Source organism: Pseudomonas sp. ESBL9 (genome assembly GCF_036668715.1).
Taxonomy (GTDB): domain Bacteria; phylum Pseudomonadota; class Gammaproteobacteria; order Pseudomonadales; family Pseudomonadaceae; genus Aquipseudomonas; species Aquipseudomonas lundensis.
Map to the genome: position 1 here is coordinate 91,846 of NZ_JAZEVV010000001.1, position 12,484 is coordinate 104,329.

Below are 12,484 nucleotides of genomic sequence, written 5' to 3' on the forward strand. Positions count from 1 at the left end.
TGCTTTCGTGGAGTAACTCTTGTGGCTGATAGATACCCGCAACCTATTATCAATAGTCTGGATCCGGAAAATGTACTGGATCTGGTTGCATTAGGGACAGCCGATTTGCAGACATACGTATGGTATGAAGGCATTAAGGTGGGCGATACAGTATGGCCTAATTGGCGCGGGTGCAGTGCCTCGGGCGAGGTATTTGATCGGGATCGTTCTGGGGTAGACGTCGAAGGAGACTTTAGCAAGGGTATGCCTGTGAGTGTACCCAATAATCTTCTTGTTCCACTTGATCAAGGCTGGGCTTTCTATTCCTATGCCGTTCAACTTCAGGGTGAAGTTGACCATGAGCCAGAGTCCAAGCGATTGGTTATTTATGTCGGTAAACGCCCTGCACAAAAGCTGCCCTGCGCTCACATTACGGAGTCTAATGCGTTAAGTATTGATGTTGATGACATCCCTGGGACGGGTGCGACTGTCACCGTCTTGCCTTATCAAGCAATGGCCGCAGGTGACATAGTCACCTTTACGTGGGAAGGATACTTGGAAGACGGTTCGCCTGATGCGAGATTCAGTTGTGAGTACGAGGTAACGCTGAAAGATATCGGTCAGCCATTAACATGCGTTATCGAAAAGACCTATTTTGATTTTATAGAACGTGGTTATGGCCACTTGGATTATTGCGTAGAATACAAAGCACCTTCACTCCTAGGCGTGTCGTATGCTATTCAGCAACGATTTGAAATTATCCCTTCAAGTGAGAGTTTACTGAAGGCTCCGACAATCAATGATTTCAGTGGCGTAGAGCTCAATCCTCACGATTATAAGTCAGGAATTACCGTGAGCGTGCCTTTGTTAGAGCATTCGCGGATAGGTGACGATGTAAGGGTTTATGGCGTGAGCAGTTTGCAGGCACTTAGTGCGCTACGCACACTGCGTGTAGACCCCTCGAACCTTGATAGTGGGCGGTTGGAGTGTCACTTTGACTCAGATTGGTTAGTCGCTAATAATTGGCAGTCAGTAGATTTTTTTTATCAGTGGGGGCGTCCTAAGTTCTCGAGAAGTTCTAATGCTTTATCGCTTGCGATAAAGCAAAAACGTGACCTGATAGCCCCCATGGTGAAAACAGCTTACCCGGACCGTTATGACCAGTTTTGGTTCGATGCGATTGAAGGGTCGGTGAATGGTATCGATGTCATTATTCCTGATGCTGCGATTATCGATATGACCGATACGGTAAACGTAGAGTGGGCCTTTGACGGAGTCGTAGCTGCTTATACAGGTCTGGCCTACGAAGATAAACCAAGAGAGTTTCATGTGCCACTTGAGTACATTGCACCTTTCATGGGTAAGCGTATCAATGTGGCCTACAGTGTGACACCTGAATCCACTCAGGTGGAAGGTGAAATTTATTATTCAGATTTTTTCAATGTTGAAGTTAATCGTTTGCCAAGTCACCAGTTCCCACTGTTGAAGCATGAACTGCCAGGTGACGCTAATGCATTGTCTTTGGCCTCGGTGCCCGCCACTGGAGCTCCATTTGTACTGAATAAGTGGAAGTTTATGGCGGCCGGTCAGCGTGTCACGATTCAGGCAAAAGGAGGCCCGAGTGAACCCCATATTCAAGAGTATTTGTGTCAAGAAGTTGAAGTGCATGAGGACGATGTCGGCGCGGGCCGATTCAGTGCTGTCTTATCAAGGGATTTCTTGACACAAGTCACGCTTAATTCAACGTTCACTATAAGCACTCAGGTGAGTTTTGATGAAGGAGATACCTATTTACCTTTTCGTGTGCTGACGTTAACGCTTAGAAAATGAATGTGCATTCTTCTATCACCTATTTGAAGGTAGCAATGATATGAGTAAGGTATTTAGAGCGGCGCGTAACTTGAATAAACAACCTGCATCACCTGACGCATCAGAACAGTTGATGGCGTGGTTAAAAGAAACACCTCGAACCTATGGGTGGGGGGCAATCTTAGCGTATGATCGCCAAAAAGCCAATAAAATGTTGAAGCAGGAGTATATTAGTCGATTTAATAGCGACTCCGTGATGCTGCCTGTTGATATTGATGTTCCAGGGGGGGGGGAAATTAAACAGTTATATGGGTATGAATTTGACGCGCCGTTAATGTCGTTTGAAAATTATGAGAACACTGATATTGAAGGTGAGCCCCGCTGTGTCATAAGACTGCCTATTATCGCAGGGTCTTACAAGACGGTAGCGGCAAAAGGCATTGTCACTTCTATCTCTGTGCTTGACCCTTTGGACGGTCAAGTACTGTCAATGATCATGAACTTGGAAACAGGAGTTGTTAATGACAAAAATGAAGTCATATTTGATATCGCAACGGGAACCGAATTTTCTGTCGATGTCAATGAAAATTACATTGATCAAGTTGATGTAGGTAACGCGTTTAAAGCTTATTTTGAATGTGAGGTGCCTCCTGAGAAAAAAAAGTGGGTCTTAAGTCGGATTGATACCAGCAAAAATAAGTATTTGAAGCCTGCAATCGTTAAGCTTGCGGTACATAAGCGCGAAGGCGTTGCAGAGATTGCTGATGGTGAGTTGATCATCTGTGTGAGCATGGAGGGAGATGTCGCAGGCAGTACGCTGCCCGAGGATTTTAAATATTTAACGGAGCGTGACTCTGCTGTTATTATATTAGGACAGAAAACACTACTCGATAAAGTTGTTCGCAACCAAATATTGGTTAATTACTCATCGGCCGAATCTCGCGTGGTACCGGATGGCGATGTTTATAGACTGGATGTCATTTCGGGTAGTCGTGTTTCGGAAGCTAAAGAATATAATTATGTAATAGATGGCTCGACACTTCCTGTAAAGATTGGAGGGCAGGAGTTTAGTTTTGCAGGCTCTTTGGATAAACATGGTTTAACGGTTGATGTCCAAAATGGTAATTTGAATGCGAAATGGCTCGATCAAAATTCGGTTAGTGCGTCTGCAGGATTTCCTGATCAATGGGGTGGCACATGGAGGGGAGTTATTGATCAGAGTTGGACAGGGTTTACGACGGTTAAATACATCGTGAAATCGGATGGAAGTGGTGTGGTTGCTTCTGATGTGTGGGATGGTACAGTGGCGTGGGGGCGAGAAATTACCTGTACAAATATTCCAGCGGCTACCCCTGAATTTAGTCGCGCCATCACTGAGTTGTGCCCACGTTACAGGGATGAATATTTACCTGAGCTTGAGAGCATAATAACAAGCTCAATCGTTAACGTTATTTCTGATTTGCCCGAATTGAACACGTTTGTTCTTGAAAGTATTCTGTTCAAAAACGAAGACACCATCTCATTGTCTTCTTGTGAACTGCCCAATGATTTGGTGATGTTCGGTGACGTGGGTCCGAGTCAAGCAGCCTATGAAATAACGCCTATGGAGGCCGTGACATTAAACGGCAATACCCAGCAGTTTGCAATTACGCCTGAGGGTGCTACCGGTGTCACGTGGTCGGTGGAAAGTGCGTCGGGTGAACCTCAGTATGTTGGCAGTATTAATTCGGTTAGCGGTCTCTACACCCCGCCTGATCTGGTTGATTACCAAGGCTCACAAGTACGTGTCCGTGTTATTGCCACACAGGGAAGTTACACAACCTATGCGTTGGTAAGCGTTTTGAAAAAGTCGATTACCGTTAACCCTTTGGTGACTGTAAGAGTGGTCAGTGAAAACCCGGTTGACAGTGATAAAGTTACGCTCACAGCCAATACAGCAGACGGTATACCGCCTAGATGGTCACTTAAAAAAACCGGTACAGAAGGCACGCTATCCGCAGAAGAAGGGTTCACTAATGAATACACCCCACGGCCCTATGACGACGTAGAGGATGTATACGTAGTGGATGAAATTATTTTGACAGATAGCAAGGGTTTTGAGCAGCGTGCGATAATCGTCTTAAATTATGGCGTCAGTATTAATTCTGCCATGAAGGAAGGCTCATCTACTGCAACCACTGTTCAGTTGGAATGCAAGATGAATAAAGAGGATATGACCCCTTTAACTGAATTCAATGTCTTGTTAAATGGTTCGGGCACTATTAGTGATACTGGTCTTTATACACAAGATCAAAAGCTAAATGAACCGTTTGCATTGATCGGTTGCAACACGTCATTTGCCGGGATGGATTTTCATTCTTATATTCTTATTCCATTGCCGCTAAGTCCTTATGTGGGTGGCGAGTAAAAAGGCCTTGGTTGTTCAATCCTCAGGTAGTCAGTGACAGGTGATAGAAATGGGTATTAACTCTCGCAACGAAATATTGAGTCAAATGGCTGGCAAATCAGTAACGCTTGGTTGGGGGGCGATAACAGTATTCAATCGCACGCGAATTAATCGCTTCTTAGAGCAGCAATACATCTCGCGTTTGGAAGGGTATAGTTTTATCCCTGCATTTAAAGGTGCTGTGACTCTTGAGGGGAATGCTTCGGCCACTGTACAGCTTGAGTCGATTATGCTGGGCAAGCCTTTATTGTCATTTGCCGATGAAGCTTCGCTGGATGAGTCTTATGCGACTGTCACTATGAATATAGTGTCTGGCACTGTGCTGATGATGCAACCGGGCGAAAGGGTGGAGCGAGTAGCAACGAGTCTCAGAATTCGAGAGTCACAAGGCTATCAATTAAAACTTCGTATTAAATTATCCGTGGTTGCGGGTTCTATCAATGATTATGGCCTGGTCATGATGGATTTAAAAGAGGGAGTCAATTTTAGTTGTGATGTCTTACCGGATTACCTGGATCAAGTGGCAATAGGTGCTGCATTTAAAGAATACTTCGAGCGTTTGCCTGTCTATCAGCGCGTCTTTGTTCTGGGAATGCTGGATGTCAGTGAATATGATCCTTTGGCCCCTAAAGAGTTCGCGATTTTGACTCAGCGTGCCCCCGGAGCGGAAAAAATAGCCGCCTCAAATTACGGGGATGGTGGTGTGGTGGTTTTTATCAGGGTAGCTGGGGATAAAGAAAAAGGGCTGTTGCCTAATGAGGGGTCAGGTTTTCCTTACTTAATTCCTGACGACGAAGAGGAGGGGGGGGCTAATATTTACTCAGCAGCCATCGTGGTGGCAGAAAAATGGAAAAAGTATGTTGGGGATGAGCAGATCTCTAAATTAAGTAGTTTGTTGTATCCTGGCGCTGACGTGTTTGAAAGTAAGGACACTGCGGTTCCTCATGACTATGTCAATTTTGGTAATGTAAATCCAGAAAGCACTCAGTTAACAATTGAACCTACATTTGTTACATTGCAGGCGGGTGAAGTTGAAGCTTTCAAACTTTTAGACGCTCAAGGTATACCCGTAACCGGGGTGGTATGGACAGCAAAAAGTTTGAATAGCCGCACTAAAAATGGGGATGGTTCAATAAGCTCAAGTGGTGTCTATACTGCTCCTGATCAGGCATATATTGGACATGACTCAGTGCGGGTTGTCATTACGGGAACGGTAAATCGGGAGGACAGGGTCTTCACTGTTTCTGCCGGTGTGACAGTTTCTGTCGATAATATGGTGGTGGCCCCTCAACTCAGTAGTAGGATTATTGAGCTCAACCCTAAACCGATAAAATTAAGTGTCACTACTACTTCACGGTCACAGTTGACGTGGACCCTGTCACGGCCTGATGTCGGCACACTGGAGTTCCCTACCGTCAATACCGCGATCTATACCCCCCCGACTGGCGAACAACCCGATTTCGAAACTGTCCAAATCATCACCGCTTACGATGCGTCTACTAATCAATCAGCGTCCTCAACGGTGATGTTGTTTAATGATTACCTTACGAGTCGCGTTTCCCCTGCTCATGTCCGTCACATGAAACGATCTGCGTCGCAGCTCTTCGAAATCGCTGATGATACCGGTGTAGGTACTAAGACATGGAGTGTCATCAGTGGAGAAGGTGAGTTTAAAGATCCAACAGTCGGCGAGTTTACCGCGCCTGATACGGTTACGGAGTCTGTCTCTATTGTTAAGTGTGATTGGGTTTATCAAGGTTTTACGAGGACCTCCTATAGCACGGTAGAGCTTGATCGGTTTGAAGATGGTGCCGAATGGAAAGACCTGAAGACATTCAGCGTGAGGGTGCTCGACAGTAATCGGGGGTTGGCAGACACTGGATACGCTTATCGCAATGGATTGCAGCAAATCAAGTTGCAGGTAGTCATTGAGACTAACAAAGTAGGCGTAGAATTCATTCGCCCCACTGCAGAAGAGTTACAAACGCTGAGACTTTTATTTAGCAATGGGTCCGAAGTTGAACCTTTGTTACCTTTGCAGTCAGGTATCATTCCCGGGTCTTCAGTTAAGTGGGCGACGCATACTATTGCTAATAGTGTTCATCTGTTTCCTGCTTCAAAAGCTTCCTTGTCAGCCCCATATCTACCTGTACCTTTGGACGAGGAGAGTACTGTAAGGCTGGAAATGTATGTTCATACCACGGCACCGTCAAAAGAGAACGGCACCTTTCACCTAATGTTCGTCGGCGGAAGTCTTGATGAAACCTGGTATTCAAATGAGTTGAATGACAGTTTAGGTAAGGTAACGCTGAACCCGATAGAAATTCCTACTGTGCAAGAGAGTGAATTCACTTTCGTGAGAACGGAGATCGATGATGGCACACGACTAGCGCCTGGTGCTTCAGTAGCGGCCACAGGGTCAGAATTAGCACGCGCTGTAGAGCCCGAACCTGGAGAAGACTACGATTTTAAATTGAACACTATTGCCTATTACGAGTTTAATTTTCTCAACAGAAAAGTCGCGAGTTTTAAGTTTGCGACCAACCAAGACAGTGACAACAGGGCTCGTAAATCTACCGTTCGCTGGGAGTCGAGGCTTCAAGAAGAAACAATGTTCAGTTATACCGGGTATGCGTGGAGCCCTGCCCTGCTGGAAGGCATATCAGAGGGCGAACCAGGAACTAAACAATTGCAGTTTGATCCTGATTTGAATCTGTTAGTGACAAAGGAGGGGGCGCTGACAATTCCGGTGGAAAAACCTGCCGCTGTAGGAGGGATCATATTTAGCATGCACCGTACAGATGATGTACGTTATGGTGACGCTAAAGAGGGCGATGCCCTCATAGTGCGTGATGCCTTGTACAGTCCAATTTATGCCAATGTGATGGACCAATATGGATGTTGGTATCTTATGGAAGTAAGTTTTCCACCAGAGAACATGCATGATCGGCAAAACTTGGCACTTAGATTTTTGAGTAATTAATACTCGAAAGTACTTATGTTATCTGAGATGAGGGTATGAGATGAAAAACTTATTAATGCCAGGGCTCGCGCTGGCGCTGGCGCTGATGGTAGGGCTTGTGGCATGCACGGCGGTGGATGAATCATCAATAGTGAAAACAAAAGCTGAAGATGGGACGATAGAACTTTTTGATAAGAATGATAATAGAGATTGTTATTTTTCTTTTAAGACAGGGAAGCATAGGCTGGAGCAGGGTAATGACTGTAGGAATAATGAACTCTATAGTTTTAAGTTGAACAATGTACCGTCGGCTGCGACCATTATCGTGGCGGATGCAGGGGACTGTGGAAAGGATGAGAATTTTTATTTTAAGTTTAAAACTATAAAGTATGAGGTCAGTACAGATTATATTCGACTTGATAATATTCCATCTTTTGAAGAGGGGGCTGTTGTTGCACCTGGGTTGAGGTTAATTGAAATGCATGCCCCTGGTGCCACTATTGGAGGTAAATGGTCCTGCTTGGAGATAATACGCTCTGAGTAGTCGTTATTTTAAGTTGTCACGCCAATACATCTTGGGTGCCCACGTGTTCTCTTGGGCACCATCACCTCAGGTTAGGCTTCGTTTTAGTTAGGTTGCTAACGCGGTGTGTTAGCTAGGCCGATCTGTTTTTATTATTTGTTGTTGATGGAGGCCGTTATGGCAGCATCTACCGCCGTGCATTCGAATGCATTTAACTTCTTAAGCTATTTGCAGGGAGGGGTTGACCCTCGGACAGGGCAATATACAGTCGCTATCAGTATGCCCGCATTTAAAGCCAATAATCTGGCGGGCCCAGAGCTTACCCTTCAACTTGGGTTTAACCCCCTTAATGCACACGATATGGGGTGTGGACTGGGATGGTCTTTACAGCGGACTGAATATGATCCAGTGCGTTCTATCATTTCTTTGAGTTCGGGTGAGACATTTAAAGTTAATGGCGTTCTGCCGGGCATGGAAGGCTTATGCGAAATTGAGGAACAAAAAATTCTCAGTTTCAAACTTTACGATAAAGGTAATGGGCGGTACTTGGTTGCACACAAATCTGGACAGCTAGAGGAGTTAGAGGAGGTAGGCCGAGCCGGATCGAAAATAGCGTTGCCTGTTCGTTTACACTCTTTTGAAGGACGAACAGTTTCTTTGTATTATGAAGACACAGATTTTCCCTTATTGTTGACACGTATTGAAGATGAACAGGCTCAAACAATCTTTATCTCAACACGTGATTCTGACAACAACGTGATGATGCACTTGCATCCCTATGCGGGTGAGCAAGGTACGCCCTTAGCGACCTTTGAACTGTTACTCGATGGTGATAACACCGTTAAGTCTATAGTCTTACCCACACCTGAGCGGGCAAACTGGCGATTCAAATACCAGCAGGATCCCGTAACCGGTCTCATGTTTATTGTTCAAGCTCATACACCAGTGGGCGGGCAAGAGGATATTACTTATGACTGGTCGGGGCATCCATTACCCCCGGGTGCTTTTAGCGCCACGTTACCTCGGGTCACCCACTGGCAGCGCGATCCAGGTTTCGGCCAAGGAATTATCGAGACCCAGTACAGCTACTCTGAGACTAACTTCTTGGGTGCGGGCTCTGGTATCACGTGGGATAATTCAGGTGTTGATAACCTGTATCAAGCATCGATGGATTATGTGTACCAGTCTCTTGAGTCTTGGCAGGTGGCGGGTCAAGCTGTAAAAACAATAGAACGGCTATTCAATAGTTTTCATCTGTTGACGTCGGAGCTTACGACTCAAGGCGCTAACGTGTTGACGGTTAGCACGGAGTACTATCTTCAAGTTGATGTGCCTTTCAGTCAGCAGTGGCCATACTGCCAGTTACCCAAAAATACGATCACTCAATGGAGTTCGAATACAGAGTCATTGCTACGTAGCCAGACTGAGTATCGAGAGTATGATATGCAGGGCAATGAAACGTTGTTTGAACAAGCAAATGGTGTGATTGAGGAGTCGACGTATTATCCTTGGGAAGGGGAGGGACAAGCCTGTCCGCCTGATCCTAAAGGTTTTATCCGGCATCTAAAGAATACAACTATCAGGCCTAACCCCGCGGCTGTGCATGCAGCCCCAATACTGAGTACCACGTATACTTACAAGTTGTTACCCTCGTTCAATAATGTGTTAGACCATTGGCATGTCCAGGATGTCGCGTTGCTGGAGTCTATTGATAACCAAGTTTTGCAGGTGCTGCAAAGCACACAATATGAGTACAACGATGATGTGAACGATCCATTACGTCACGGGTTATTGGCGCGTGAAACGCTGAATATAAATGGCCATGTCATGAGCACTGAGTATGATTATGACTTGGTTGCACTCGTTGAGCAGGATTCAGGCTTTGGTACATTACGAACTAAAATTGTCAATTCCTCAGATGTGGATTCGCATACTAAAACTGTCTTGAGTGAGGCATCTATCTATTCTGGGCTGCCGTTATTGGTTCGTGATGATAACGATGTTGAAATACGTTATGAGTACGATGCCTTGCAGCGCGTTACGCGGGAAATTGTAGCGCCAGGTACTAAGTATGAAGCCGCACGCAGCTACCATTATATGTTGTGTTCGCAACCTGGGGATCAGGCAATACAATCGACAAAGAATGTTAAGGACGTTTTGACGGTTACTTTTTTCGACGGCTTCAATCGAACGATTGCAGAGCAGCGTATGAACGCTGACAGTAAGTTAAAAGCCAAGCTTCTTAGACCTACTTATGCGGCGCAGTATGATGCGTTGGGCCAACTGGAAGAAGAAACTGAATATGATTGGGAGGGCGAAAAGGATTGGCCTCTTGTCACACACTTACGTTATGACGATTGGGGGCAGCAAGTCTGTTCGGTTGGACCTGATAGTGTTGAAACTTACGAGGTTATGGAACCCCGCGGGGCTAATGATTGGCAGCAAGGAGGCATTAAAACCGCTTGGCAGCAATCGGTAGATAATAATGGTAACGTTACCAATACAACAGGCAAGACGGTGACGTACATTGACAGATTTGATAACCCTGTGCGGCTCGTACGGTTTAATAAGGTTGGCGACTATTACAGTACCCACTCTTACGAATATGATGGCCTAGGACGTAAATCGAAAGAGGTGGATGCACTCTCTAATACAACGCTTTATTCGTATGATGCTTATGATCGTACTACACACACCACATTACCAGGTGGTGCGATCGTAAGGCGTGATTATGCATTGCATACCGTCGAAGACCTGCCGATCTCTATCAGTGTGGACGGTACATTGCTTGGGACACAAGCATTTGATGGGCTAGGCCGGATGTCAGCCTCTTCTATCGGTAAGCGTGAGCAATCGTATGAATACGCTCCCGGTCAGACTCAGCCCAATAAAGTTATTAAATCTCGTGAGAGAAGCATCGATTATAAATATAATCCACTGCTGGGAGAGGAACCAAATTTAAGAAAAGTAAATGGTGTTGAGGCTATTTATGAATATGATCCCGCCAATGCTCGCATGCGCTCATGCTCTGAAAACGGAGTCACTATTGTTCGTGATTATTTCAGTACTGGTGAACTTAGTTGTGAGGAGATGGGTGAATATTCGATGGCTTATCGATATTCCTTGCGTGGCCTTATATTGGCCTACACTGATGTTCTGGGTAATACTCAGGATTATGAGTATGATTTTGAAAAGGGTGGTCGAGTGTGCTCGACCCGTTTGGGTAAGATAGCGTCTTGCTTTACGTATGACGAACTAGGGCAGACCCAGAGGATTACCACTACAGATACAACTGATGAATTAAACGAGCGGTATGTTGTCATTGATTTGCACTATGACGAATTCGGTCGAGAAGTACAAAGGGTTTTTGATCTTAATGGTTCCAAGCAAAAGCTGTCGCAAACTTACACAGCGGTAGATAATCTTGAGCGACGAGTGTTAATTGCCCTTGATGAAGAGGGGGCTGATGGTGAAATACTGCGTGATGAGTCATACGAGTATGATGCACGAGCCAGACTGACAAAATATACCTGTGAAGGGAGTCAGAAACCTGTTGATCCTCGCGGAAATGCAATTGACGAGCAACTATTTAGGTTTGATGCGCTGGATAATATCACCCGTGTGAAAACGTCTTTTGCTAGCGAATTCAATATGGCTAGCTACTACTATGAAAACTTAGACCCGGTACAGTTGAGTAAAATAGTTAACACGCATGGCAGTTATCCTTCACAGATCGATTTGGAATATGATGATGATGGAAATATGACTAGAGATGAATGCGGTCGTGTTTTGGATTATGACGATTTAGGGCGCTTGATTAATGTCAGTGAAACTGTCATTCATTAAGTCATCAATCCTTGCGCTGGCCTGAGCGATACTTGCAAGTGTTGCTCAGGCTTTTTTTACTGAATCTTAAATGACAACATCACTGCTGTTTTTATAAACCATTCCTGGTAGCATTATTCAATTTACTTAGGCGCCTGATACCCATTTTTTTGTATGGCTGAGCGTTTTTGTCGACTTATTGTTTTCTTGCTGTGGTTTACTTGTTTGGCTATTTCTCGGCCTGCCAGCCCGGTTGCCAATAAGCGCATGACTTCGAATTCTTTTATCGTTAGCACCTTCTGCCTGGTCTCACCACGTTGGCTCGCCGCCAGTGTTGATGAAAAGTTCTTGCTTATATACCTTCTGCCTTGAATGACGTGCTCAACAGCCTTGTTGAGCTCGTTCAGTGAGGCGTGCTTGTCGAAGAGCCCGTGTATGTTGAGATCCAATAAATGCTTGAGGATGAGTTCGTTATTAGTCATTGTTATGACAACGATTTTTGAATTTCCTGCACGGGTAACTTATTAAGCTGATGCCCTCAATAAATGTACCTCCCGGCATATAAAGATCTGTGATAAGTAGATCGCATGGATCATGCTCTAATGCTTGAAGTCATGTATCTGTACACAATGCCTCTGCGATGACGCGCACGTGAGGTCTGGAACTTTTAGTTAAAGCCACTCGGGGCCCAAGCAGTACTACGGGGTGGTCATCAGCGAGAATAATTCTTCCGGCGGATTCAGTAATATCTACTGGTCATTGGGCAGTTAACATACGTGTAATCCAGAGTAATCGTATCTGGGCGCACCTTAATAAGGTGTTTAACAATCCGTCTGTCGGATGAGTCTATGTGTTTAAGGGTTTTTGTCATTTATTGCGATGTTTTTGCACTCTTCAGAAAATTCTTGCTCCACAGCCAACTAAAGTGATACAGATATTT

At 45.2% G+C, this 12,484-nt stretch carries 6 protein-coding genes; 5 read left to right on the top strand and 1 reads right to left on the bottom strand.

Going from position 1 to position 12,484, the window contains the following annotated elements; genetic code table 11:
- The first annotated feature begins 21 nt into the window (after window positions 1-21).
- The 5 genes from V6F78_RS00420 to V6F78_RS00440 all read left to right on the top strand — a co-directional run bounded on the left by V6F78_RS00420 (window position 22) and on the right by V6F78_RS00440 (window position 11,565).
- On the top strand, window positions 22-1,809 hold the full coding sequence (locus V6F78_RS00420; RefSeq protein ID WP_094990748.1) for a hypothetical protein: 1,788 nt from the start codon (window positions 22-24) through the stop codon (window positions 1,807-1,809).
- A gap of 40 nt (window positions 1,810-1,849) precedes the next feature.
- Window positions 1,850-4,195: a hypothetical protein gene (locus tag V6F78_RS00425; RefSeq protein ID WP_332726433.1), complete on the top strand. Its 2,346-nt coding sequence runs from the start codon at window positions 1,850-1,852 to the stop codon at window positions 4,193-4,195.
- Window positions 4,196-4,244: 49 nt separating this feature from the next.
- A complete protein-coding gene (locus tag V6F78_RS00430) occupies window positions 4,245-7,217 on the top strand; it encodes a hypothetical protein (protein WP_169858793.1) in 2,973 nt (990 codons plus the stop codon).
- 40 nt (window positions 7,218-7,257) lie between these two features.
- Window positions 7,258-7,740 (top strand): hypothetical protein, encoded by a 483-nt coding sequence (locus tag V6F78_RS00435; protein ID WP_047292751.1) that lies wholly within the window; start codon window positions 7,258-7,260, stop codon window positions 7,738-7,740.
- 156 nt (window positions 7,741-7,896) lie between these two features.
- Complete coding sequence (locus tag V6F78_RS00440) at window positions 7,897-11,565, top strand: RHS repeat domain-containing protein (RefSeq protein ID WP_332726434.1); 3,669 nt, start codon at window positions 7,897-7,899, stop codon at window positions 11,563-11,565.
- Between the two features lie 122 nt (window positions 11,566-11,687).
- On the opposite strand, the gene V6F78_RS00445 is transcribed toward V6F78_RS00440, so the two are convergent.
- Window positions 11,688-12,026 (bottom strand): LuxR C-terminal-related transcriptional regulator, encoded by a 339-nt coding sequence (locus tag V6F78_RS00445; RefSeq protein WP_094990744.1) that lies wholly within the window; start codon window positions 12,024-12,026, stop codon window positions 11,688-11,690.
- Window positions 12,027-12,484 lie beyond the last annotated feature (458 nt).

What these genes read in the sequence shown, in the direction of transcription:
- V6F78_RS00435 (WP_047292751.1), top strand. Translation starts at nt 7,258, where the DNA reads ATGAAAAACTTATTAATGCCAGGGCTCGCGCTGGCGCTGGCGCTGATG.
- V6F78_RS00440 (WP_332726434.1), top strand. Translation starts at nt 7,897, where the DNA reads ATGGCAGCATCTACCGCCGTGCATTCGAATGCATTTAACTTCTTAAGC.
- V6F78_RS00430 (WP_169858793.1), top strand. Translation starts at nt 4,245, where the DNA reads ATGGGTATTAACTCTCGCAACGAAATATTGAGTCAAATGGCTGGCAAA.
- V6F78_RS00425 (WP_332726433.1), top strand. Translation starts at nt 1,850, where the DNA reads ATGAGTAAGGTATTTAGAGCGGCGCGTAACTTGAATAAACAACCTGCA.
- V6F78_RS00445 (WP_094990744.1), bottom strand. Translation starts at nt 12,026, where the DNA reads ATGACTAATAACGAACTCATCCTCAAGCATTTATTGGATCTCAACATA.